The sequence below is a fragment of the Paenibacillus sp. HGF5 genome, assembly GCF_000204455.1.
Classification (GTDB): domain Bacteria; phylum Bacillota; class Bacilli; order Paenibacillales; family Paenibacillaceae; genus Paenibacillus_AQ; species Paenibacillus_AQ lautus_A.
Genome location: NZ_AEXS01000152.1, coordinates 55,748 through 81,165, shown reverse-complemented (window position 1 = coordinate 81,165; position 25,418 = coordinate 55,748). Strand labels below are relative to the sequence as shown.

Genomic DNA, 25,418 nt, shown 5'->3' with positions numbered 1-25,418 from the left:
GCGGGCTCCAGGACGGCGAGATGGTCATCGTATATAATGACCGCGGAACCTATGAAGTCCGGGCGAAGGTGACGGATAAAATGCTGCCGGGCACCGTAGTCAGCCAAGGCCTGTGGTGGGAAGGCGAGGGCCGCAAGCAGCGCGCCAACGCCCTTACGCCGGACAGGCTGTCCGACATGGGCGGAGGGGCTACCTTCTTCTCGACGGTAGTCGAGGTGAAGCGGAAGCAGTAAAGCGATAGACCCATCCTTGGCAGACGGATGGCCCAAGGACAGTTAACGCAGAAGAAGCCCCTTCACGGGGCTTCTTTTAAGCATTGACCAGCGGGTGAAGCTGCATTACGGGAGCGAGTACGGCGTGTCCATCTTCAGCAAAGTCGGAGTCGGGACCTCGGTTCAAATACGCATACCTGCAAGAGCGAGAAATTCAAACTCCGATAGGAGAGTATCAGGATAGAGAGTGGATCAGGACCAAGGCGTTACTCAGACCCAAAAAGATCCGTTGTTCGCGTGTTCGCGTCCTGTTCGCTGTTAAGGTAAAGCGTCAATGAGTGTGCTTGCTAAAAATGGATCTCTCAAGCGATACTAGGATTTGGGCGATAAGACATGACAAGCATTGTGCATTCATACAGGCTTATGGAGTATCAAAATAGGAGGCCCTTGCCTCTTTCCTTTAAGAAGAATTTTATAAAAGCCCATGTGGGCTTTTTTTTAACATATTAGAATTTATAAAGTTTTTTGGGGGCCCCGCAAAGTATTTGGAATAAGCATCGGAGCATAGGCTCCACTTTGTGGGGCTATTTTAGGTTATAAACGTAAATATACTGCTGCGAGGCTGCTGGGAGATAATAAACATGAAATGGTTAGAGCAGTACCCTAAGGAAGTAAAAGGTTTTCTTGTTGCAAGTCTCGTTGCCTCCGCGGGCGGCTCCTTGATGTGGCCGCTGACAACGATGTACGTATTCGACGAGCTGGGACGCAGCATGCAGGATGCGGGCTTTGTCATCTTGATTCAGTCCATGGGGGGCATCGCGGGTCAGCTCCTTGGCGGCGCGTTATATCACCGAGTCGGGGTGAAGAGGCTGATCGTGGGCTCGCTCCTGCTGAATGCCCTCGGATTGTTCACCCTTCCGTTCATTAACGGATTATGGGGCTTGTTCATCGCGATGATGGGCTTCATCGGATTCTGCAACGCCGTATCGATGCCGGCCATCCAGGCCTTTATCGGCTTCCGGTTTGCCGATCGGCGGGGCGAATTGTTTAACGTCATCTATGTTGCCAATAATATCGGCGTAGCCTTGGGAACGGCCATGAGCGGGTTCCTGGCGGAGATATCGTATCATTTAAGCTTTGTCTTAAACGGCGTCACGTCCTTCGGCTTTGCGATTTTCTTCCTGTCTTACCTGACGAAGCTGGGCGGAACGGACGCGTCCCCCGGGTCGCATCATCCGAAGCCCAAGAGTCCGCTTCCGGCGGGGCCCGGCGCATGGGCACTGCTTGGGAACACCCGCATCTATCTCTTTATGGGACTGGGCTCGCTGTTCCTATGGTTCGGCAATTCCATCTGGAACACGGGCGTGTCTCCGTTTATCATCTCGGAGGGGATGTCCAAGACGGCTTACGGTTATTTGTGGACGCTGAACGGGATCCTGATCTTCGCCGCTCAGCCGCTGACCAATGCCATCAAGCGATGGGCGGCCCGCACGGAGAGCAGTCAGATGACCGCGAGCGCTTTGTTCTATCTGGCGGCTTATGTCGTGATCGTGGCGATGCACAGCTATCCGGGCATGATCCTTGCGATGGTGCTGGCGACATTGGGCGAAATGCTGATTTCGCCAGCGATCCCGGCTTTTATTTCGGAACGTGCGGGACAAGCCGCTCCGTTCTATATCGGCGTGACCGGCGGCATGGGAGCCGCTGGCCGGGTGATCGGGCCTTATGCCATGGGAACGATGTATGACGGCGGCGGACTGACCCCGGTGGCGTGGTTGGCCGCAGGAGTTGCCGTATTGTCATTCCTGTCGTTTGCGATGCATGCCCGGCTTAGCAGGGACAGGGGGCTGGGCCATGACAGTCATGACAAGAAGGAACGACATCTTAACGCTTAGCGCACTAATAAAGTGACGGATCACGGCAGAACCATATTTAAGCAGCAGGCATGCTTCGGAGCCTGCTGCTTTTTTGCGTGCGGTTCATAGCTTACAGCCCTTGTCAAAGAAACGCCTTGCAAAAAAAATAAAAAGGATATTGAAATCGCTCTCAGGGGGAGCTATAATGAACGTGTCGAAACGTTTCAAAACAAAATGCGTTTTTTGAAGTTATCAGGCAAGCGATCTTCTTATTTTTTTTACACAAGAGCATGAATATCCTAAGGATAACCATGGAAATGTGCTCCATATGGGGAATGAAGAGACATTAGGATTATAGAAATAACCTTTATCCGGCGTCTTTATTTTTTCGAATAAAATCGAAACGTTTCGAAGTAAGTGCTTTCAATTTAAGTTTTGCATTACGTTTTGCATGCTGGTAAACATTAAAAACGGGGTGAATGTAGAATGAGAAAAAAATCAATATTGTGGACGTTGGCAGCATTGCTGGTGTTCTCGGTCGTATTAGCCGGATGCTCGGGCGGGTCTGAGAAAGCAGACGGAGGCAGCGAAGGCGGCGGCAAGAAGGAACTGAAAGTCTGGTTGATGGGTGACGAAACGGACGAAACTTTGATTAAGCAATACGAAGAGAAGAATCCCGGCGTGAAGGTAAGCGTTCAATCCATTCCTTGGGGAAGCGCGCATGACAAGCTGTTGACGGCGGTTGCTTCGAAGAGCGGCCCGGACGTCGTGCAGATGGGTACAACCTGGATTCCTGAATTCGCGCAAGCCGGCGCTTTGCTTGACCTGACGCCGTACCTTGAGCAATATCCGAATTTGAAGCCGGAAAATTATTTCGACGGTGCCGTTCAAACGATGAGTTACGACGACAAGGTTGTCGGCATTCCGTGGTACGTGGAAACACGCGTATTGTTCTACCGCACCGATATTCTTGCTGAAGTAGGCTATCCTGAAGGTCCTAAGACTTGGGATGAGATGAAGGATGCCGGCCAGAAACTGGCAGCCAGAGGTAATGGCAATTACGCAATCACCATCGATGCCAAAGACATGAACTACCTGTCCATGTTTGCTTGGCAGAATGGAAGCGCTATGATCGACGAGAACCGCAAGCCTCATTTCAACGAGCCGGAATTCATGGGAGCCATGGAATACCTGAAGAGCTTCTACGACACAGGCATGACGCCGCTTGCGAGCGATTTGGATCTGTTTGCCGCATTTAAGGACGGACAGTTCCCGATGTTCATCAGCGGTCCTTGGATGATTCAAGGCGTGAAGGATAAAGCGCCTGAGATTGAGGGTAAATGGGCAACCACAACCCTTCCTGCAAAAGAAAACAACGCATCGTTCCTTGGCGGAGCTAACATGTCCGTATTCAGCAGCACCAAAAATGCAGATGAAGCCGTTAAATTCATCTCCTTCATGAGTGAACAAGAATCGCAGCTGACCAACTACGATGTATCCAAAAACTTGCCTGCCATTAAGAGCGCATGGGAAGACAAACGCTTTGAAGATCCGATCTTCGCTACATTCGGAAAACAGCTTGAGAACGCCAGACCTGTTCCGTTCATCAAAGAGTGGGATGCGGTTTCCCAAGAAGCCATCGGTGCCTTTGAAAGAATCACGGTGGGCGGTGCGGACATCAAGACCGAAATGGATCAGTTGAACGCGAAGGCTACCGAAATTCTATCCAAATAACAAAAGCGTGTAACGCAGCCCGGCTTGTTTCTTCAGACGATGATGAAACAAGCCTGACTGCTTCCATAGCGTATCATCGAAACCCATTTTTGCAGGAGGTGAATGACATTGCAGAACTTTATCAAGCGCTTTAACCGCTATAAGTACCCTTATATGTTTATTGCTCCAGCGCTGGTGCTGCTTCTGACGTTCTCAATCATTCCGATCATCATTGCGCTTGTCATCAGCTTCACGAACATCGACCTGGCGGGTCTCGCCAATTACTCCAATATTGAAGCCGTCGGCTTCGATAACTTCATGAATGTATTTAAAGATCCGGTTTTCCTGAAATCCATGTTTAACACCATGTTCTATGTTATTATCGGAGTTCCGCTTGTCGTTATGCTGGCCATGGGCGCTGCATTGCTGCTTAACTATGGCACGGGATGGCTGTTCAAGACATTCCGCGTTGTTTATTACATGCCTTCGATTACGAATATTGTGGCGGTCGCGGTTGTATGGGGTTACCTCTATAACAGCCATTATGGCCTCTTTAACCATATGTTATCCTGGTTTGGTATTCCCGCGCAGCAGTGGCTGAATGATCCCACGCTTGCCAAGTTATCGCTGATCCTTCTGGCTGTATGGAAATCGATCGGTCTTAACATGATTATATTCCTTGCCGCCCTCCAGGGCATTCCGCGTTCCTATTATGAAGCGGCGGAGATCGATGGCGCGAGCAAGTGGAAGAAGCTTTTGTACATCACCGTTCCGCTGCTCAGCTTTGCGACCTTCTTTGTCACCATTACGACGCTGATCGGCTGGATTCAGTTCTTCGAAGAGCCGCTGGTGATGACCAAGGGCGGACCGCTGAATTCCACGATGTCGATGGCCCTCTTCATATACAACAATGGCTTCCAGCTCAGTAATTTCGGTTATGCGGCCGCAGGATCGTTTGTGCTCTTCTTCATTATCATTGTTGTGACGATCGCGCAATTCGCAGTCAAGAAAAAAGATGTCGAGTATTAAGATGCAAGCGATGTTCCGTATCGTAACTGAAGGAGGCTTTAGGGTATGGCAGCGAAAAGAATAGAAAAGACGGTCATGACGGTGCTGCTCATTGCAGGGGGACTGCTGATGATGATTCCGTTTATCTGGATGATCACGTCCTCGTTCAAGCCGGAGAATGAATTTACGGCGGTTCCGCCGACGTTATTGCCCAAAGAATTTACCATGAAAAATTATGTGGACTTATTTACGAAGCTGGACTTTATGGTCTACCTTAAAAATACGCTTATTATTGTGTTCTGGTCATTTGTGGGTCTATTCCTCAACGCGCTTGCAGGATATGCATTCGCCAAGTTTGAGTTTCCGGGCAACAAAAAATTGTTCTATCTCGTGCTCGCCACGATGATGATTCCGGGACAGGTGACCATGATTCCGGTGTATCTGCTGATTAACGCCATGGGCTTGACCAATACGATGGCGGGCATCGTGCTCCCCGGCTTGGTCGGCGCTTTCGGTATTTTCCTGTTCCGTCAGTTCATGTCGACGATCCCGACGGATCTGATCGAGGCATCAAGGCTGGATGGCGCGGGAGAGCTGCGGATTTTCTTCCGTTTGATCGTTCCGATCACGAAGCCGGTATTTGCGGTGCAGGGAATTTTGGCCTTCATCGGCGCTTGGAACAGCTTCCTGTGGCCTCTCATCATGGCTAACGACCAGAAGCTTTACACGCTTTCGGTAGGTTTGCAGCTTCTCAAAGGGCAGCACGGATCCGATTTCGGTCTGCAAATGGCAGGCGCTGCATTTATGGTTGTTCCGATCATCATCGTATTTTCTTTCTTCCAAAAACATATTATTGAAGGATATACGATCTCTGGCATGAAATAAGATAGATAGAGTTTTTAAGTATTAGAAGGGGCGAAAGGAAATGGCAACGATAAAAGATGTGGCAAAGCTCGCTGGAGTCGCCTTGTCGACGGCTTCATACGCGTTAAGCGGCGACAGCAGAGTGAGTTCCAAGACAAGATCAAAGGTGCTCGAGGCAGCAAGACAGCTGAATTATCGGAAGAACGGATTTGCCATGGATTTGAAGCGGAGCCGCACCAAGACAATCGCTCTAATTCTGACGGATTTATCCGGGCCCTATTATTCCGAGTTGATCCGAAGCGTACAGGAAGTTGCTTTGACCAACGGGTATGATCTGATAGCCTGCAGCTCGATGGGCGGCAGGGATTCGACGGCGGTTAAATTTTTGCGGGAGAAGAGGGCCGACGGCGCCATTATTCTCGCGCCCAATATTCGCGATGAAGTTCTGATCGAGACCTCCGGGCCTCAATTTCCGATCGTCGTGATGGATCGGCCGTTATGCAGCGAATTCCTGGTCAATGTGCTGGTCGACGGGGAGCAGGGAGGATACACGGCTACTCGTTACCTGCTGGAGAACGGACATCGGCACGTAGCCTATATTAGCGGGTCGTCGGACTCGTACGATAATCATTTGCGTTATCAAGGGTATTTAAGGGCACTAGCGGAGGCGGGGCTGGAAGAACAGTCGAAGTGGCGCCTCAGCGGCAACTTCGTACGCGAGGGTGGTTACAACGCCACCAAGATGATGATTATGCAGGGGTCGCTCCCTACGGCCGTATTTTACGGCAACGACGAGATGGCCATCGGAGGGCTGAAGGCATTCGAGGAAAGCGGAATTTCGGTGCCGGATGATGTGTCCGTCATCGGATTCGACGATATCCAATTAGCCGAATACGTGAATCCGCCGCTGACGACCATCAGACAGCCCAAGAGCGAAGCGGGATCGCTTGCAGCCCATCTGCTGTTTCAGATATTGGGCGGCGAATCCGTAAAGCAGTCGTACATGCTGACAACGGAAATGATGGAGCGTGCATCTGCAGGGAAGAGCAAAGTAGAAAGTTAATGTACCGGATCGGAGATGAGGAACTTGGCATGGATCACGTGTGATTTTTATTCCGAAACACTGCAGCTGTCTACCGGCATCGAGGTTTTTATACCGCAAGCCGCGCTGATGCCATACGGTTCTTCTTCGAAGCTGCCGGTGCTTTATTTGCTTCACGGCCGGGGCGCGGACCAGACCGAATGGATGCGCAGATCGTCCATCGAGCGGTACGCCGAGGATAAAGGCATCGCACTCGTGATGCCGGGAGTCGGACGAAGCTATTATATGGACATGGCGAGCGGCCCGTCTTACTTTACCTTCCTGAGCGAGGAGCTTCCGCGGCTGGTTCAGTCGTTCTTTCCGGTGTCCGGACGCAGGGAAGATACCTTTGTCGCCGGAATTTCCATGGGCGGGTATGGCGCATTTAAGCTGGCCATGAGTGATCCGGAGCGTTATGCGGCCGGCGCAAGCCTGTCGGGAGGGCTGGATCTCGCCAGCCGGGCTGCGGGACCGGGCTTCCAGGAGCACGAAATCCGTACCTTGTTCGGAAGCGTCGACCGATTGCGGGGAAGCCGGGACGACTTGCTGTATTTAGCCTCGGAATTCGCGGCATATGGGGGTAACAAACCGATGCTGTATCAGTGCTGCGGAACGGAAGACTTTTTATATCATGATAACCAAACGTTTAGACGATATGCGGACAGTCTGGGGATTCCGATGACATACGAGGAAGAGCCGGGCGGACATGAATGGGGATATTGGGACCGTAAAATTCAGCGTGTGCTGGATTGGCTGCCACTGCCCTGATTTTTTCGTCCGTTTTTATTGAAACGTTTCGATTATGGCGCAGAAACGGGCTGATTTTCTCACTTCTTAAACAATGGATGTATAGGTAAAAAATCCTATTAAATATAAGGTTTTATGAATATATTTCATGGCTTGGACAAAAATCAAAACGTTTCGAATTGACTGGATCGTGAAGGTTAAGACATAGGAGGATGGGAAATGGCAGATCAACAACTGACTTCTCTGGTCGAGCAGATGACGCTGGAGGAAAAAATTGCGCAGCTTATACAACTGGCCGTCCCTTTTTTCGAAGGAGCTCAAGAATCAGGGCAAATTACGGGTCCGATGGAGTCGCTGGGCATCACCGATGAGATCGTAAGCAATGCAGGCTCGGTGCTGGGTTTGGCGGGGGCGGAGGAAGTGATAGCCGTCCAAGAAGCGCATATGCGCAAAAATCGATTAAAAATTCCGCTGCTCATGATGGCCGATATCGTACACGGCTTCAAAACGATCTTCCCGGTGCCGCTGGCCATGGGAAGCTCGTGGGACCCTGTCCTTGCGGAGCGGAGCGCAGAAATCGCCGCGCGCGAAGCCGCGGTATCCGGCCTCCACGTGACATTTGCGCCGATGGTGGACCTTGTGCGCGATCCGCGCTGGGGTCGCGTGATGGAGTCGACCGGGGAAGATCCCTATCTGAACAGTGAATTTGCAAGAGCGTTTGTCAGAGGTTTTCAAGGCGACGACTTGAGCGGCGACGTAAATCGGCTGGCCGCGTGCGTGAAGCACTTTGCCGCCTATGGAGCCGGTGAAGGCGGCCGTGATTACAACACGGTGGACATGTCCGAGCGCCAGCTGCGGGAGTATTACTTGCCTGCGTACAAGGCCGCGCTGGATGAGGGGGCCTTGATGGTCATGACCGCCTTTAATACCGTCGATGGCATACCGGCTACAGGCAATAAGCGATTGATGCGCGATTTGCTGCGTCGCGAATGGGGATTTGACGGTGTGTTGATTTCCGACTGGGGAGCGGTCAAAGAGCTGATCCCTCACGGAGTTGCCGAGGACGAGGCAGAAGCAGCGTTAAGAGCCATCGAGGCTGGCGTGGACATCGAGATGATGACCTCCAGCTACGTGCATCATTTGCCGCAAATGGTACGCGATGGACGGGTGGATGAGAGCCTGATCGATGAAGCGGTGCTGCGTATTCTGTCATTGAAAAAGCGGCTTGGACTGTTCGAGCGTCCTGTGCGGGGAGCCGACCCGCAAACCGAACGGGAGATCGTGTTCTGCGAGGAGCACCGTCAGGCGGCCCGTGAAGCCGCGGCGAAATCCTGCGTGCTCCTGAAGAACGACTCCCTGCTGCCGCTCAGAGGCGGGCAGCGCGTAGCCTTGATCGGCCCGTTCGCTGCCAGCGGCGACATACTCGGCCCCTGGTCCTGGACAGGCTCTAAAGAAGATGCCGTCACGCTGGAGGAGGGACTGCGGTCCAAGCTGCCTTCCGGTGCGCTGACGGTGGCCGCGGGCTGCAGCGTGAGCGCTATGACCGGTCAGCAGCTGGAAGAGGCGATGAAAACCGCGAAGGAAGCCGATGTGATCGTACTGGCGCTGGGCGAGGATTCCGAGATGAGCGGCGAAGCCGGCAGCCGCGGGTTTATCACGCTGCCGCAGCCGCAGCTCGAATTGATCCGCCATTTGAAAACGCTGGGGAAGCCGATGGCAGCCGTCTTGTTCAACGGCCGCCCGCTGGATTTGCACGGCGTGCTGGATGAGGCCGATGCCGTGCTGGAAGCCTGGTTCCCGGGAAGCGAAGGCGGGGCGGCCATCGCTTCGCTGCTGACTGGCGAGATCAATCCTTCCGGCCGTCTCAGCATGTCGTTCCCTTATTCCGTCGGACAGGTGCCGGTCTATTACAACCATTATAATACCGGGCGGCCGAAGGGTGCGCCGGATGCGCAGGTGCGCTATGTATCGCAGTATTTGGACATTCCGAATGAGCCGCTGCTGCCCTTTGGATTCGGCCTAAGCTATACCGAATTCGAATACGGAAACATGGAGCTTTCAGCGGAAGAGATGTCTTCGGAACAGCCGCTTGAGATCAAAGTATCTGTCACGAATGCCGGCGATATGGCCGGGGAAGAAGTCGTCCAGCTGTACGTCCGCGACTGTTCCGGCGAGGTCGTCAGACCGGTCCGGGAACTGAAGGCCTTCCGCAAGGTGCTGCTGCAGCCGGGAGAACGGCAGGAAATCGCCTTTTCCCTGACCGAAGAACAGCTGCGGTATCACCATTCGGACCTGTCCTTCATGAGCGATGCCGGCGAGTTCGACCTCATGGTCGGAAGGAATAGCCGGGATACGGAGATCAGACGATTTCGGCTTCGGAAATAACGCGGACCAACATCATTTATGCAGAATAGGAAGTGAAACTTGTGACAGCCAATCATGTAATGAACGATGCGAAAGTTGTACTCCAGGCGGGAGAATTGACGTTTACCTTTTTGCCAAGCGGAGATCTTTATCAAGCTGCTTACGGCACGACGATGATCAATCAACTGCTCTCCAATCCGATTGACGGCGCCCTCAACAATTTGTTTCTGAGAATCCATACCGAAGACGGCATCGAGGCCGTTCCCATGCTCGGGGTGCATTCCCGAAGCGTGGTCACTCATGCGGATAACCGGATGATGTGGGAAGGCAGCGTCAAGGGAGTAGCCTATACGATACGGTTTACCCCAACGGATGCCGGCGCGTGGTTTTGGGACATCGAGCTCCAAGGGGAAGGAATACAAGCCGACGTCGTTTACGGGCAGGATATCGGGATTGCCCATCCGGGCGCCGTCCGAAACAATGAAGCGTACCTGTCCCAATACATCGACCATGCGGTATTCCGGCAGGAAGATCGGGGTTATGTCGTGTGCTCCCGCCAAAATCAGCCGCAGGGTGGCGTCTTCCCTTATCTTCAGCAGGGATCGCTGACATCGGCGGTCGGGTATGCCACGGACGGCTTTCAGTTCTTCGGTCTTTCCTATAAAGAGACGAATCGGGCAGAGGCCTTATTCAAAGAGAACCTCCCGAATAAGGTATATCAATACGAGTTTGCCTATACGGCTCTGCAGTCCCCTCGCGTAACGTTGAACGGGACGGCCCGGTTCGTATTCTACGGTTTGTTTAAGAAGGATCATCCGGATGCCGTCACTGCGCTCGAATACCAGGAAGAGCTCCAGGCCGCCTGGCAGCAGGCGGAAGCACGCCGTTTGACCGATACGGGCAATAAGCTGCCGCAGTTGGAACGTTCCGACCGCTTCGGCGAACCTCTGCAGACCGTGCCGCTGACGGCGGACGAACTGAACGCGCTGTATCCTGTGCGCCGCCAAGAGGAGCGAGACGGGGAAACGCTGCTTTCCTTCTTCACGGACACCTATGAGCATATCGTCTTGAAGGAGAAGGAGCTTCGCGTTGAACGTCCGCACGGCCATATCTTGATGAGCGGCAACAACGTCAAGCTGGGCAGTCCGGTCATCACGACCACCTCCTACATGTATGGCGTGTTTAATTCCCAGCTGGTGACGGGGAACACGAACTTTAACAAAATGATGAGTCATGCGCGGAACGCGCTGAACGTGCCCAAGACTTCCGGGCAGCGGATCTATGTCGAGATGGACGGACAGTACCGCCTCTTGACGATGCCGTCAATGTTTGAGATCGGGTTTAACTATGTACGCTGGTATTACAAAACCGAAAACGACAAGCTGATCATCACGAACTTCACATCCGCCGCGGCGCCGGAGGTTACGCTTCAGGTCTGTTCGGAAAGCGGAAGAGCCTACCGTTATCTGGTGACCATGCAGATGACGATGGATGTCAACGAATATGAAGTGCCTTATCATGTGGTTCAGGAAGACGGCATCCTCACGTTCCGTGCCGATTCGGCTTCGCTGAGCGCGTCCGTGTACAAGGATCTGCATTATCGGCTTGGGGTGACGGGAGCCGAAATGCAGGTGACGGACGAAACCTGTCTGGCAAGCAATGTCGCGCCGGGGAGCGCTTCCTTAACGGTGCTCGAGCTCGCCGAGAGTGCCGAGTGGGCCATGACGGTGCAGGGCAGCCTTGATGCAGCGGATACTCCAATCGAGGCGCGGAATGCGGATGAGGAGATTGCAAACTACCGTTCGTTTTACGCGTCCGTTATGAACGGGTTCCATCTGAGCTTGAACAACGGGCAGGATGACGGCCTATTCAAAGTCAATGCGCTTGCCTGGTGGTATACGCACAACATGCTCGTCCATTATTCGGTGCCGCACGGGTTGGAACAGTACGGCGGTGCGGCGTGGGGAACGCGCGATGTATGCCAGGGACCCGTGGAATACTTCATGGCCACGCATAAATACGAGCAGGTCCGCGATATCCTGCTTGAGGTGTATTCCCACCAATATGAGGATGACGGAAACTGGCCGCAGTGGTTCATGTTTGATAAGTATGCCCATATCCAGCAGGAAGAGAGCCACGGCGACATCATCGTATGGCCGCTGAAGGTGCTGGGCGATTATTTGGCCGTTACCAACGATTACAGCATCCTGGAGTCGGCCGTTCCTTACACGAGAAAGCACAGCTTCGATTTTACGGAGCGGATGTACACCGTGCTTGAACATGTGAAGAAGCAAATAGCCTACATTCAGGAGCATTTCCTACATGGTACCCATCTGTCTTCTTATGGGGACGGGGACTGGGACGATACGCTGCAGCCGGCTAACGCCCAGCTGAAGCAGTTCATGGTCAGCAGCTGGACGGTCGCCTTGACGTATCAGACCTTGAACCAGTTCTCCCGCGTCATGGAAAGCGTGGATCAAGCGTTGTCGGGTGCGATGGGGGAACTCGCGGAAGGAATTCAGCGGGATTTCAATACGTATATCCTGAACTCCGAAGTCATTCCGGGCTTTGTCTATATGGAGAGCAAGGAGCAGAGCAGGTTCCTGCTGCATCCTTCCGATGAGGAAACGGGGATCCAGTACCGCCTGCTGCCAATGACGCGCAGCATGATCAGCGAGCTGCTGACCCCGGAGCAGGCGGCCAGCCATTATGAGATTATCCGGGAGCAGCTGTTCTGTCCGGACGGCGTAAGGCTGATGAACCGCCCGGCGGTATATGCCGGCGGCGTCAGCACCCACTTTAAACGGGCGGAGCAGGCGGCGAATTTCGGCCGGGAGGTTGGCCTTCAATATGTGCATGCCCATATCCGCTTTGTCGAAGCCATGGCCAAGCTCGGCAAGAGCAGCGAGGTTTGGAGCGGGCTTGAGCGCATCAATCCGATCGGCATCACTGAAGTGGTGCCGAATGCGGAGCTGCGCCAGAGCAATGCATATTTCAGCAGCTCGGACGGAAAGTTCAACACGCGCTACGAAGCCCAGGAATCGTTTGATGCGCTGCGCAGCGGAGACATACCTGTCAAAGGGGGATGGCGGATTTATTCCAGCGGTCCGGGGATCTACATGAACCAGCTGATCTCCAATGCGCTCGGCATCCGCGAAGCGGGAGGCGACCTGGTGATCGACCCGGTTCTGCCGAAGGCGCTGGATGGCTTGGAGTTCCAATTCAACTATGCCGGCGTTCCGGTAACATTCGTTTATCATATGGATGGCGCTGAGCAGACCCGTGTCACGATAAACGGGCAGGATGTATCCGCGAATACGGTCCAGAACCGCTACCGCACGGGAGGCGTTCGCATCTCGGGCGACGATTTCAAGCGGTTGACCGGAAATGACGAACAAGGCTGCGTCGTGGATATTTACGGCGGCGTTCATGAACAGTAAATCGCAACCCGTGAAACTCGTCTGCAGGAACCGAACCGGTCTGTTATAATATAGGGAATGGTTATCGAAGCGAGGGATGTCGATGAATACCCGTCAAGAGACAGTGACCATCCGTTTCTCGGAAATGAAGGATGCCGCTGCGCTTATGGAACTCGACGAACTGGTATGGGATCGCAATACGGCCCCGGAGCCCCTGAAATGGAGCTCACGGGACCATTATCTTCTGCAGTGCCCGCCAGGCACGCAGCTTGTTGCGCTGCATGAAGGGGAGCTGTGCGGTTACGTCGGCTTCCGTTCGCCCACAGGTCTTAACAGCAATCGCCATGTGCTCGAGCTGAACATCGCGGTCCACCCTGCCCATCAGCGGCAGGGCATCGGACAGCGGTTGATCGAGGCGGCGAAGGATATGGCGCGGGTGGAAGGCATTGCGAAGCTGAGGCTGCGGGTGCTGTCCAGCAACCCGGGCGCTCTCTCCTTTTACAGAAACTGCGGGTTTAAGGAAGAGGGGCGGCTGATCCGGGAGTTCTACGTGGATGGACGTTACGTTGATGATATTTTAATGTGTTACTTCTTATCATGATCCCCCTCAGGATATCGCCCTGGTCCGGTTCACGGATGCGAAAGAGATGAGATCATAGGGTTGAACAGTCCGGGCGGCTTTGCCGGGCTGTTCGTATGATTAGGTCAACCAGAGACTTCTGGTTGGCCTTTTTGTTTTTGGGGTCCTCCCACTGAAACGGCTTCTGGACAAGGGCATACCCGATTGCATATAGTAGATGAAAAGAAAGATAGCGGAGGTTGTTTTTCCATGACCATGGGCATTGTATCGCTGAATGTGGGAAAGCCTGTAACGGTGGATTACCAGGGGAAGGACCTGTCTACCGGAATTTATAAGCAGCCTGTGGAAGGCTCCTTGTTTCTAAGTTCATTGAATTTCGAAGGGGACGGGCAAGCCGATCTCGTCAATCACGGCGGCTTGGATAAGGCGGTGTGCGCGTATCCTTCGGAGCATTATCCGTATTGGGAACGGTCCTTGGGCAAACCGATGCCGTATGCCGCATTCGGCGAAAATCTGACGCTGCGAGGGCTGCTGGAGGATGAAGTCCGCATCGGAGATGTATACCGGGTAGGGGAGGCGGTACTGCAGGTCAGCCAGCCCCGATATCCCTGCTTTAAGCTGTCGCAAAAGCATGGCGTCAAAGACATGCCGGCAAGGGTGCTGAACACGGGTTACAGCGGTTTTTATTTCCGTGTGCTCGAAGAAGGAAAGGTCAGCGCAGACTCCCCCGTTACCCGGCTTGATTCCCATGCTTCCGGCATCGCGGTGCTGGAAGTGCTTCGCATGATGAAGGACGGGCGAAAGGATGAACAAGGGCTTATGCGCATGCTGGAGATCGACGAACTCGCCTCAAGCTTGAAGTCGCAATTCGGGACATGGCTGGCGACCCTTCGAAGCCGTCAGGATTGAAGTCACGCGGATTCTTGCCAAGCTCTAAGCTAAGGTCAGCCCGCGTTCTAGAACACATACGGACAACCAAAACGGCTTGCGTCCTTATCGTAGGATACAAGCCGTTTTTATTGGGATGATAGAAATTGCCAGTACCGGCGAATGGAACCGTATGCGCTACCTCATCCGCTTCCATTCGCTCTGAATCATGCCGTAGACCGCATGGTTGACATAGCCTTGGGGCAGCTTCTCAGCTTCCCGTATGACTCCCTCAAGGACAAAGCCCAGACGTTCCGGAATCGCCCGGCTCCGATGGTTAGCCGTTGCGCATCGAATCTCCACCCGGTTCAGGCCCATGCGCATCAGCGCGTGATCCGTGAACGCGCGGCATGCGCTTGTCATCAGGCCTTGCCCCGTAAAATGCTGATCCAGCCAGTAGCCGATGCCGACCGAGCGGTTGTTCCAATCGATCTCGTGAAACGAGATCGTGCCCGCCAGCTCCTCGCGCACCCAGATGCCTGCCGAGAAGCCGCCATTGTCGGCTGCTTGCTTCATGGCACCCTTGATATAGTTGAGGGTATCGTTAACCTCGGTGACGGCATCCACCCACGGAAGCCACTTGCGGAGACGGTCGCGCGACCGGTCGGTAATCTCGAACATCGCCCGTGCATGTTCGATGGCAAGCGGGCGCAATTCAACATGATCGTCCAATGTGTATCCAAACATACGGTATCTCCTTTGTTCTCCATCGCGAAGTATTAAGTATATGTACCTCTAACGAGTTCGCTTCACTTTTTGCTCCAATGCGTAAATATCTTCTTCCAGGGAAATCATGCGCTGGCTGACAACCGTTCTGCAATCGCTGAGCGCTTGGTTGTATAGATGAGGCCCCAAGGTCTCCACGAAAAAATCAAGAACACTCTCTGCGGCCAGATTTCCGAGGGTTTCGCCGCGTTCCGTTTCAAAGTATTCCTGCACCAATTCAATCAGCTGTTCGCGCTGTTCTTTTGGGAATTTGCTGGGCTTCATAAGATGATGGCCGGCCTCCTTCAAACACTGTTTTTCTCTCCATGCTACCCTATTAAAAAGCCCCCGTCAAAATGATTTTTGCCGCTATATCCGGCTAAGGGAGGAACCTCTGCAAGCAGGTTGAGGACTTGTAGTTATTGCCTCCCGGCCCCCCTGTCCCAAGTCGCTGGCTAACTGCGCGGGAGTGCCGAATTCCTTGAACAATCGCCTCATTACAGGTATATTTAAGAGAAACACGTTTATACAGGAGATAGACAGAAATTACAGGACGAAAGGTTGATCAACGTGGAGAACCATCGGGGCACCCCCTCCAATTTCATAAAGAATGTTATTACCGAAGACCTGAAGACCGGTAAAGTCAAGGAGATCGTTACCCGTTTCCCGCCGGAGCCGAACGGTTACCTGCATATTGGACATGCCAAGGCCATTTGGATCAATTTTACGCTGGCCGATGAATTCGGCGGACGGACACACTTGCGGTTTGATGACACGAACCCAGTGAAGGAAGACATCGAGTACGTGAACTCCATCAAGGAAGACGTGAAGTGGCTTGGCTTCGATTGGGAAGAGCTGCGGTTCGCGTCCGATTATTTTGAAGAGATGTACAACCGCGCGGTGCTGCTGATTAAGAAAGGGAAGGCTTACGTGGACGACCAGTCCGCTGACCAAATCCGCGAAACGCGCGGAACCTTGACCGAACCTGGACAGAACAGTCCATACCGGGACCGCAGCGTGGAAGAGAACCTGGATCTGTTCGAGCGGATGCGCAAAGGGGAATTCGCCAACGGTGAACGCGTGCTGCGCGCCAAGATCGATATGGCTTCCCCGAATATCAATCTGAGGGATCCGGTCATCTACCGGATCTCCCACGCGCATCATCACAATACAGGCGACAAGTGGTGCATCTATCCGATGTATGCTTTTGCCCATCCGCTGGAGGATGCCATTGAAGGGGTTACGCATTCCCTGTGCTCCCTGGAGTTTGAAGATCAGCGCCCGTTCTATGACTGGGTCGTGGCGGAATGCGAGATGGACAGCACGCCGCGTCAGTACGAATTCGGGCGTCTGAACGTGGCGCAGACGGTCACCAGCAAACGCAAGCTGAAGCAGCTTGTGGATGAGAACATCGTAGACGGCTGGGACGATCCGCGCATGCCGACGATCTCCGGACTTCGCCGTCTGGGCTATACGCCGGAAGCCATTCGCAATTTCGTGTTCGAGACGGGAATCTCGAAGGCTTACGGCACGGTCGACCGCCAAGTGATGGAGCACTTTATCCGTGAAGACCTGAAGCTGAAGGCGCCTCGCACGATGGCCGTGCTGGACCCGTTGAAAGTGGTCATTACGAACTATCCTGAAGGTCAGGTCGAATGGCTGGACGCCGAGAACAACACGGAGAACCCGGAGATGGGAATCCGCCAGATTCCGTTCTCGCGCGAGATTTACATCGAGCAAGAGGATTTCATGGAAGATCCGCCGAGCAAATATTTCCGCTTGTTCCCGGGCAATGAGGTCCGGTTGAAGCATGCATATTTCATCAAGTGCACTGACGTGATCAAAGACGAGAACGGCAAGGTCGTCGAGATTCACTGCACGTACGATCCGGAGACGAAGAGCGGCAGCGGCTTTACCGGACGCAAGGTGAAAGGGACGATTCACTGGGTGGAGGCTACGCAGGCCGTGCCTGCCGAATTCCGTCTGTTCGAGCCGCTGTTCAAGGACGAAGACGAAGAAGCGGAATTGGTACCCGAGGTTGCAGGCGAAGCGGAGGAGGCTGCTGCCGAGAAGTCCTTCTTGGACGACATCAATCCGAATTCGCTGCAAATCGTGCAAGGCTTCGTGGAGCCGAATATGAAGGATGTTGCGCCGCAGGACAAGTTCCAGTTCTTCCGCCACGGATATTTCAACGTCGACTCGAAGTATTCGCAGCCAGGACGTCCGGTATTTAACCGCGTGGTTTCCCTGAAGAGCTCGTTCCAGCTTCCGAAGAACTGAACAAGACAGAGAATAAGAAAGGGCACGGGTAGACGGTGATCAGGTCGACCTGGCCCCTAAACGTAAACAAGACTCGAAGATTCCGTTCCAGGATTCATTCGAGTCTTGTTATATTTACGGTGATATCATCTTGTAATTGAAATCGTACGGGAGCTAACTGCGCGCTAACTCGCAGCGTACTCCTCGATCTCGTCGTCTTCGGGGTCGTCCGGGTGCAGCGGCTGGTATCCGTGCTTGCGGAGGTTGTACCACATCCAGCCAAAGCCGATGGCACCCACGATGGCGAGCATCGTACCGGTCCGGTACATGGCCTGCGCCCCGAAGTTCTGGAACATCCAGCCGCCGGCAAGGCCGCCGATGACACCGGATATGCCGCTCCAGCTTAAGGTATAGATCGCTTGGCCGGAGGCGCGGTACGGCGTCGGAACAAACAGCATCGTCAGCTGAACGCCGACATAGAAGTAGCCGCCGAAGGTAACGCAGTGCAGCAGCTGGATGAAGGCGACCTCCAGCGGGCTGTTGGCTTCGGCCATAAGCAGCCAGCGGAGCGCGAAGAGCAGGCTGACAATCGTCAGGCAGCCGACCAGGACGTTGATTTTCCGCTTCAGGAAGCGGTCAAACAGAATGAAGATCAGCACTTCGAATATCGATGAGAAGAAGATGGCGAGGCCGACCGTCTGCTTGGACCCGCCAAGCTCCAGAATGTACAGGGACATAAAAGTATTATTCGCCGTGTTCGGGATGGATACCATGATGCCTAACAGGATGAACCAGACAAAATAGGAGTTCAGGAACAGCCTGCTGAGTCCCCTGAGGCTGACCGATGCCGAGGCCGCCGTTTTCTGAATGGAGGGCAGCGTAAACATGAACACGGCCGCCACCAGCAGCATGATCGAGAACACGATGGCGATGCGTCCCGACCCGAGCCGGTCGATGACAGGCCCGGCAGCGATGGCCGTCAGCGCCCATCCGAGCGAGCCCCACAGCCGGAACGAGCCGAACTTTTGCTGGGTTCCATCAATATAGGTCAGAATCAGCGAATTCGTCTGCGAGAACATCGGCGTCTGGAAAAAATAAAAGAAAATCATCGTCATGTATATCATTGCATAGGTATTCGCCTGAAAAACAAGCTGAACCAGCAGCAGCGTACCGGTCATCATGATCAGCAGCACGCGTTTGATGTTGGCCGCCCGGTCACTCCAGAATCCCCAAAACGGATTGGCGAAGATGGACACAAATGGCGCAATCGCCATCAGGCTGCCGATTTCGATTTTGCTCATGCCGATATCTTGCAAATACAACTGGAAGAAACCGGTGAAGATGACCATGGTTCCGTAAATGAAGAAGTTGAACAGCTTGAGCGATGTCAGCGAAGGTTGAGCATTGTCCATATTCCGCAAGTAGGTCATTCCTTTCAAACCGAATACAATCCATAATCGCGGTATAAGAAAAAAACCGCTTTCCTTTCAATGTATCACGCATTGAAAAGGGATACAAACCATCTTTTAAATGATTTTCCATTATTCTGGATATTAACCTATAAACTGAATCCGATTTTTTATAACTTGAAGAAAGGCTGGTGGAGCATATGAGCATTCAATCCCAAGATGTTCGTCTGCCATCGGGTCAAGTGACGGGCATCGCCCTTGCTGGAGGAGCCTCCCGGAGAATGGGGAGAAACAAGGCGCTGCTGCCCATGGAGGGGATGAGTCTGATTGAACGGACGGTCCACGCGCTGGACAAAGTCAGCGGACGGGTGATCCTGTCTACCAATGACCCGGGACCTTATCAATTCCTCGGCTTGGAATGCGTCCCCGATCTTTATGTCGGACAAGGTCCGATGGCGGGCCTCCACGCCGCCCTGAGGTCTTCCCGGAGCACATGGAATCTGGTCGCAGCTTGCGATATGCCTTACATCCACGAGCGGTTTCTTCAGGGACTGCTGGATCTGGCGAATATGCAGGACACGGCCGATGCTATAATCCCGGTCGTGGAAGGTAGGATGCATCCGCTGCTGGCAGCGTATCGCAGAGAGGTCGCGGAAAGCCTTGAGCGCAGGCTGATCCGGGGGCAGCTCCGCATGGTGGAGTGGGTGCAGGAGCTGAATGCCGTCTTTGCGAATGAGGAGGAATTAGCGGAGGTGACTAGCCTTGATCCGCGCCGAATCTTATTTAACATGAATACGCCCGTGGATTACGAGGCCGCAGGCGGTCTGCTGAATACGGAAGAATGATCGATCCCCTGCACGCATACTATAAAAATAGCCCCGCCATTCGAATACTTGGCGGGGCTTTCTAGTATATAAAAGGCAGTTTGCTTTGGTTATGCTGCTTCTGCTCTCATGCGCGGAGCAGAAGCTCATCCGCCGATCTGCGACATGCGCCGGACTGTAGGAGTATGGCTTTGGGCCTTTTTCTCCAGCGCGAGCGCCATTTCATGATTCAGCGGCTTGGCGCCGAGCGCTTTGCGGAACAGGTTCGCCACCGCCGAAGGGTCATCGATGACGCGGCGCACGTTAAATTCGTCCGACCAATACAGGCAGGCCTTGATATGGCCGTCGGCCGTCAGCCTGAGCCGGTTGCAGGAATCGCAGAAATGATCGCTGACCGGATGGATCAAACCGAACGTTCCCGTTGCTCCAACCACCTTCATATTGCGCGAAGGACCGTTGCCGGAAGGGCCCTGCTCTTCTTGAATGGCCCAGCCGGCCTCTTGGCACACTTCGGATACCCGGGTCAGCGGCAGGTACGAATCCCGCCAGGTATCGGATGCTTGGCCGATCGGCATGTATTCAATAAAGCGGACATGAAGGGGACGATCAAGCGTCAGGGCGATAAAGTCGCGAATCTCGTCCTCATTGAAGCCCTTCATTAACACCATGTTCAGCTTGATCGGATTCAGGCCGGCTTCATAAGCGGCTTCAATGCCTTCCAGCACTTTATGCACCCGGCCGCCGCGCGTGATGCGAGCGTAACGCTCTTCCTGGAGCGAATCCAGGCTGATGTTGATGCGGGTGAGTCCCGCTTCCTTCAGCAGGCGGGCCTTGGATGGGAGCATGATCCCGTTGGTGGTGAGGGATATATCTTGAACTCCTTCAATGGAAGCAATCTTATGGACCAAGGTTTCCAGATCCTTGCGCACAAGCGGCTCGCCGCCGGTAAGGCGTACTTTGGAGACGCCCATGGGGGCCAGAACGCGCATGATCGCGGCGATCTCTTCATAGCTCATTATCTGATCGTGAGGTTGGAATTCCATCCCTTCTTCCGGCATACAATATACACAACGAAGATTGCACCGATCCGTCACCGAGATTCGAATATAATCATGGACACGACCGAAGGAATCTTTAAGCGGTTCGATCATGGAAATCCCCCTTTTACTAGCGTGCATGGTCACATTGTAGCCATTCCCCGAACAGGAGTCAATGCGTTGTAAGGGTCATGTCAGCCGGACAAGCCGCACGGATAAGTTCAAGGATTTGTGAGAAGTATCACAGAAAACGCTTTCTAAATCCTGTATATTGAACCTGTGGACCAAAGCTTTCTCCCCTTGAAAGCGAGTAGTGACATTCTAGATTTCCGAAATTTTCCTGATTTTTCCGAAATTTTCGGAAATCATTTCAAACTGCTTTCATTAGACGTTCATCTAAGATATACTGTCAAGGATATCACATCCAACAAGAAAGGTTACCAATAGGAGGTTCGATATGGCGATATCACCTGTTCAAACTTTGGAGGTGCCTGACGTCTGTCACAGGTGGCTTGAAAACCGGGGGACGGTCTACGAGCTGCTGATTGATTTTTTGGGCAATTGGCCCAGCTTGTCTATGATTGCGGAATGGAGCCGCGGGAGCGGAATTAGCAAGGCTGCGGAGTGTTCGAAGGCCGGTACGGACCTGATGAAATATTTATGCGGACGCTCGCCTGAGGAATTGGTTCGGATTTGCGAATATGAGGGGGCGGAATACCGTCGGCTGCTTCAGCAGTCCAAACCTCGCCAGGCCGCGGAATCCCATTATACGAAGGATGGATGCGCTCAGGATTTGGCCGAGTGTTATGCATCCGCCGGTGTTGCCTTTAATAAACTGCATGGCGAAGCGGACGATCATATAGCCATTGAACTGGAATTTATGACGCTGCTTCATGACCGTATGCTGAACAATACGTATTGTGAAGATAGCATGTTGCAATTAATGGAGGTACAAGAGAAATTTCTGGAGGAGCATCTGTTGTCATGGGTGCCATCCCTCTGCAAGGATCTGAAGGGGTCCACGCAAAGCCCGCTATACCGGTCGTTATTCAGCCTGTTGGAGGAATTCCTCGCGCAGGATCTGAACATGCTGAAGACCTGGAAGCATTCCAAGGAAGCCATGCTGGTGCATTAGCGCCAGAATCATATCATCATCACCAAACACAAACAACGCCCCGGCCTCCTTGTATTAGGAAGGCCGGGGCGTTTGGTGTTCTAATTAATCCTCGATTCTTTTTTTGCTGAACTTCATCAGGAACTCGTATACGATCGGTACAACCACGAGCGTCAGCAGCGTGGAACTGATCAAGCCGCCGATAACCGTGATGCCGAGTCCTTTCGAGATAATGCCTGCGCTGCTCTCCCAGCCGAATACGAGAGGCAGGAGCGCGCCGATGGTTGCCAGTGCCGTCATCAGAATCGGACGAAGTCGGGTAGCGCCGGCTTCGAGCAGTGCTTCGCGAGTGCTCATTCCTTCGCGTTCCATATGGATCACGCGGTCGATCAACACGATCGCGTTCGTCACAACGATACCGATCAGCATGAGCACGCCCATCAGTGCAGACACGTTCAGTGTTTCGCCCGTGACGAGCAGGCCTATGATAGCGCCGATGACAATGAACGGCAGCGAGAACAGGATGGCGAATGGAGCGAGTCCCCCGCCAAACGTAACCACGAGTACAAAGTATACGATAGCGATGGCCGCCAGCATGGCGAGCCCGAGCTGTCCGAAGGTTTCGTTAATTTGCTCGGTAACGCCTCCGAATTGGACGGACACGCCGTCTGGAAGCTCAAGCTTGTTCACTTCGGCCTCCAGGTTGGTCGAAGCCGAGCCTACGTCGCTGGACAGGATGTCGGCTGTGACACTCACAACCATTTTACCGTCGATGCGCGTAATGGAATCCGGAGTGGTTCCTTTTTCCACCTTGGCCACATCCTTGATCGGTACTTCGATGCCAAGCGGAGAGGTCACGGTTTCGTTCTCGATTTCCTTAATGCTCTTATAGGTTTTGCTGTCCGCTTCAATGTAAACATTGTAGGTTTTGTCTTCGATCTTGACTTCGGTCAAGACCGGACGTTCCCGTACCGGGGCCAGCTTCATGGCCAACTGTCCGGCCGTCAGGCCCAGTGAGCTGAGCTTCTCTTGATCGGCTACCAGCGTGTACTGCTCAAACGCTTCGGACAAGCTGGTTTCCGCATTTTCAAACGTCGCGGTATCCTTGTTCGCAAGCTCTGCGATTTGATCGGCCACCGGCTTGATCTGCTCCAGCGAGTCGCCGAAGACGTTCACCGTCAGCTGGCTGCCGCCAAAGCCGCCGGCTGCCATGTCCATATTGGACCAAGTGCCGTCCGGCACTTCCTTGGCAAGATCTTCGATGAGCGTCTTTTTGACATCTTCGAAGTTTTTCGTGTCCGGATCATACATAACGTAGAACAATCCTGAATTGGCGGAGCCCATGCCCAGCGGATTGCTTCCGCCGATGGAGTATTGCATCGATTGCACGCCTGGTTGATCCAGGATCAGCTTCTCGGCTTTTAAGGCTCGATCCTCAACATCCCCCAGCATTACGCCAGGCTCAGGTGAATAGGTGACCATCGCGTATTTGTCTTCCTGTTCCGGAATAAAGCTTACGCCCAGGTACTTGGTCAAGAACAAGCTTCCAACGAGCAGCACGATGGCTGCCAGGAAGGTAATCGCTTTGTGATTCAAGGTCCACTTCAAAATGGAGCGATAGCCGCGGGCCATGGCACCCGGCTTCTCTTCATGATCATGTGTGTTCTTCAAGCCTTTGCGGAACAGGCTGTGCGCCATGGCAGGTACGAGCGTAATCGCCACGACCAGGGAAGCAAGCAGGGCAAAGACCATCGTCAATGCAAACGGCATGAACAGCTCTCCTACCATGCCGCTGACCAATGTAAGCGGCAGGAATACCGCGATGGTCACGATGGTGGAGGACATGATCGGCACAAACATTTCGCGCGTAGCGGCGCTGATGAGCTCTCGGCCCTTCAATTTCTCGGTCGAAAGGGACATGCGCCGGTAAATATTCTCGATAACCACGATGGAGTCATCGACAACCCGGCCGATGGCAACGGTCATGGCGCCGAGCGACATCATGTTCAGGGTGATATCCATTTGCTTCAGGCACAGAACCGCAATCAGCAAGGACAGCGGGATCGAAATGATCGAAATAATCGTCGAACGGATGTTGCGCAGGAAGACCATAATGATCAGAACGGCGAACAACGCACCGAATAATGCCTTGGAAAGCATCGTATGGACTGAGTCCTCAATCGGCTTGCCTTGGTCCAGCATGATCGTCAGATCCATGCCAGGATACAGGCCTCTCAATTCTTCGGCCTTGTCTTTGACCTGGTTTACGACGTCAACCGTGTTGGCATCGTTTGCTTTTACGATTTGAATACCGATCGATTCCTTCCCGTTGGTACGGGAGATGGATTCCGAGGAGCCGATCACTTCAATGTTGGCAATCTCGCTCAGTTTGACGGTTGGAATGCCGGTTGGCATACCAGGAGCGCCATTTTGTCCACCAGCACCGGCCCCTGCAGCATCGCCAGGCGGCTGTTGCTGCTGGCCTGCACCGGCATTCGGAGCACCGGCGCCGGCAGACGCATCCGCCCCGCCGCCACCTGGAATGACCGGAATGGCGATATTCTTCAGATCGTCGATGCCGATGATGCCGCCATCAACGGCAACGGCTTTTTGGGACTTTTCCATCTCGAACATGCCGAGCGGAGCGTACAGCGCCGAACCTTGCACGATACCTTTGACGGTATCCTCGGTCAGGCCAAGCTCGCTCATTTTGTCCTGGTTAAACTTAAGTTGTACCTCATTCACGAATTGACCAGCTACCTGGATGGAAGCAACCCCGTCCAAATCCTCCAGCTCGGGAACGATGTCATTCTCGGTGATGCGAGTCAATTCATCCAATTCCATGTTGTCCTTGTTAGCAATGCTTAACGAGACAACCGGCATGGAGCTCATGCTGAATTTGGATATGGTAGGTTTCTGGGCGTCGTCAGGCAGCTTTACCTCGTTGATGGCTTCGCGAACAGCCGCCGTAGCGTTGTCCAGATCACTACCATAATCAAACTCAACCATGACATTCGCTGCATTCTCCATGGAAGTGGAGGTTACGGTTTTGACGCCGTCGATATTGCGGAGTCTCGTCTCGAGCGGTTTGGTTACATCCTCCACAACGCCTTCGGGAGATGCACCAGGATAAATGGCGGTGACACTCAAGAACGGAACGTTAATATCCGGAATGGTTTCTTGCTTCATCGTCAGTCCGCCGTACAATCCACCGAAGCTGACGATGATGGTCAGCAGCCAGATCGCAAACTTGTTGCGCAGCGAGAAATTGATAATTCCTTTCATTAGGCGATTCTCTC

At 53.5% G+C, this 25,418-nt stretch carries 19 protein-coding genes and 1 pseudogene; 15 read left to right on the top strand and 5 right to left on the bottom strand.

Annotated elements, in window-relative coordinates; all coding sequences use genetic code 11:
* The 12 genes and pseudogenes from HMPREF9412_RS24810 to HMPREF9412_RS24760 all read left to right on the top strand — a co-directional run.
* Nucleotides 1-233 (top strand): molybdopterin dinucleotide binding domain-containing protein (locus HMPREF9412_RS24810; protein WP_009594505.1); only part of this gene is annotated, 233 nt, incomplete at its 5' end.
* Nucleotides 234-312: 79 nt separating this feature from the next.
* Nucleotides 313-456: pseudogene (locus tag HMPREF9412_RS33730) on the top strand (sensor histidine kinase); the annotation flags it as partial.
* Between the two features lie 397 nt (nucleotides 457-853).
* Entirely contained in the window at nucleotides 854-2,107 is a 1,254-nt protein-coding gene (locus HMPREF9412_RS24805; RefSeq protein WP_009594512.1) for an MFS transporter, read from the top strand.
* A gap of 447 nt (nucleotides 2,108-2,554) precedes the next feature.
* On the top strand, nucleotides 2,555-3,802 hold the full coding sequence (locus HMPREF9412_RS24800; protein WP_009594526.1) for a sugar ABC transporter substrate-binding protein: 1,248 nt from the start codon (nucleotides 2,555-2,557) through the stop codon (nucleotides 3,800-3,802).
* 102 nt (nucleotides 3,803-3,904) lie between these two features.
* Nucleotides 3,905-4,810: a carbohydrate ABC transporter permease gene (locus HMPREF9412_RS24795; protein ID WP_009594508.1), complete on the top strand. Its 906-nt coding sequence runs from the start codon at nucleotides 3,905-3,907 to the stop codon at nucleotides 4,808-4,810.
* A gap of 45 nt (nucleotides 4,811-4,855) precedes the next feature.
* A complete protein-coding gene (locus HMPREF9412_RS24790) occupies nucleotides 4,856-5,674 on the top strand; it encodes a carbohydrate ABC transporter permease (protein ID WP_009594477.1) in 819 nt (272 codons plus the stop codon).
* 40 nt (nucleotides 5,675-5,714) lie between these two features.
* Nucleotides 5,715-6,716, top strand: a complete 1,002-nt coding sequence (locus HMPREF9412_RS24785) for a LacI family DNA-binding transcriptional regulator (protein WP_009594543.1) — start codon at nucleotides 5,715-5,717, stop codon at nucleotides 6,714-6,716.
* 24 nt (nucleotides 6,717-6,740) lie between these two features.
* Complete coding sequence (locus tag HMPREF9412_RS24780; protein WP_009594464.1) at nucleotides 6,741-7,502, top strand: alpha/beta hydrolase; 762 nt, start codon at nucleotides 6,741-6,743, stop codon at nucleotides 7,500-7,502.
* A 198-nt stretch (nucleotides 7,503-7,700) separates the two neighbouring features.
* A complete protein-coding gene (gene bglX, locus HMPREF9412_RS24775; RefSeq protein WP_009594496.1) occupies nucleotides 7,701-9,866 on the top strand; it encodes a beta-glucosidase BglX in 2,166 nt (721 codons plus the stop codon).
* A 41-nt stretch (nucleotides 9,867-9,907) separates the two neighbouring features.
* Nucleotides 9,908-13,285 carry a GH36-type glycosyl hydrolase domain-containing protein gene (locus HMPREF9412_RS24770; protein WP_009594527.1) on the top strand — a complete coding sequence of 1,126 codons (3,378 nt, stop codon included), beginning with the start codon at nucleotides 9,908-9,910 and terminating at the stop codon, nucleotides 13,283-13,285.
* An 82-nt stretch (nucleotides 13,286-13,367) separates the two neighbouring features.
* A complete protein-coding gene (locus HMPREF9412_RS24765) occupies nucleotides 13,368-13,865 on the top strand; it encodes a GNAT family N-acetyltransferase (RefSeq protein WP_009594544.1) in 498 nt (165 codons plus the stop codon).
* A gap of 228 nt (nucleotides 13,866-14,093) precedes the next feature.
* The gene (locus tag HMPREF9412_RS24760; RefSeq protein WP_009594483.1) at nucleotides 14,094-14,753 is read left to right on the top strand and encodes an MOSC domain-containing protein; all 660 of its coding nucleotides are present in this window, start codon (nucleotides 14,094-14,096) and stop codon (nucleotides 14,751-14,753) included.
* Nucleotides 14,754-14,909: 156 nt separating this feature from the next.
* Here the strand turns inward: HMPREF9412_RS24760 and HMPREF9412_RS24755 are convergent, their stop codons facing one another.
* Together HMPREF9412_RS24755 and HMPREF9412_RS24750 are read right to left on the bottom strand one after the other, a co-directional pair.
* Complete coding sequence (locus HMPREF9412_RS24755; RefSeq protein ID WP_009594522.1) at nucleotides 14,910-15,458, bottom strand: GNAT family N-acetyltransferase; 549 nt, start codon at nucleotides 15,456-15,458, stop codon at nucleotides 14,910-14,912.
* A gap of 48 nt (nucleotides 15,459-15,506) precedes the next feature.
* Nucleotides 15,507-15,761, bottom strand: coding sequence for a DUF2164 domain-containing protein (locus HMPREF9412_RS24750; protein WP_009594520.1), 255 nt, complete (start codon nucleotides 15,759-15,761; stop codon nucleotides 15,507-15,509).
* Nucleotides 15,762-16,037: 276 nt separating this feature from the next.
* Between HMPREF9412_RS24750 and HMPREF9412_RS24745 the strand changes: the two genes are divergently transcribed.
* Complete coding sequence (locus HMPREF9412_RS24745; protein WP_009594511.1) at nucleotides 16,038-17,756, top strand: glutamine--tRNA ligase/YqeY domain fusion protein; 1,719 nt, start codon at nucleotides 16,038-16,040, stop codon at nucleotides 17,754-17,756.
* A 164-nt stretch (nucleotides 17,757-17,920) separates the two neighbouring features.
* On the opposite strand, the gene HMPREF9412_RS24740 is transcribed toward HMPREF9412_RS24745, so the two are convergent.
* Nucleotides 17,921-19,156: an MFS transporter gene (locus HMPREF9412_RS24740; RefSeq protein WP_036673498.1), complete on the bottom strand. Its 1,236-nt coding sequence runs from the start codon at nucleotides 19,154-19,156 to the stop codon at nucleotides 17,921-17,923.
* A 188-nt stretch (nucleotides 19,157-19,344) separates the two neighbouring features.
* Between HMPREF9412_RS24740 and mobA the strand changes: the two genes are divergently transcribed.
* Nucleotides 19,345-19,989 (top strand): molybdenum cofactor guanylyltransferase, encoded by a 645-nt coding sequence (gene mobA / locus HMPREF9412_RS24735; protein ID WP_009594460.1) that lies wholly within the window; start codon nucleotides 19,345-19,347, stop codon nucleotides 19,987-19,989.
* A gap of 125 nt (nucleotides 19,990-20,114) precedes the next feature.
* On the opposite strand, the gene moaA is transcribed toward mobA, so the two are convergent.
* On the bottom strand, nucleotides 20,115-21,119 hold the full coding sequence (gene moaA / locus HMPREF9412_RS24730) for a GTP 3',8-cyclase MoaA (RefSeq protein ID WP_009594498.1): 1,005 nt from the start codon (nucleotides 21,117-21,119) through the stop codon (nucleotides 20,115-20,117).
* 343 nt (nucleotides 21,120-21,462) lie between these two features.
* Between moaA and HMPREF9412_RS24725 the strand changes: the two genes are divergently transcribed.
* Nucleotides 21,463-22,140 carry a TorD/DmsD family molecular chaperone gene (locus HMPREF9412_RS24725; RefSeq protein WP_009594478.1) on the top strand — a complete coding sequence of 226 codons (678 nt, stop codon included), beginning with the start codon at nucleotides 21,463-21,465 and terminating at the stop codon, nucleotides 22,138-22,140.
* 84 nt (nucleotides 22,141-22,224) lie between these two features.
* Here the strand turns inward: HMPREF9412_RS24725 and HMPREF9412_RS24720 are convergent, their stop codons facing one another.
* Nucleotides 22,225-25,404 (bottom strand): efflux RND transporter permease subunit, encoded by a 3,180-nt coding sequence (locus HMPREF9412_RS24720; protein ID WP_009594501.1) that lies wholly within the window; start codon nucleotides 25,402-25,404, stop codon nucleotides 22,225-22,227.
* Between the last annotated feature and the right edge of the window lie 14 nt (nucleotides 25,405-25,418).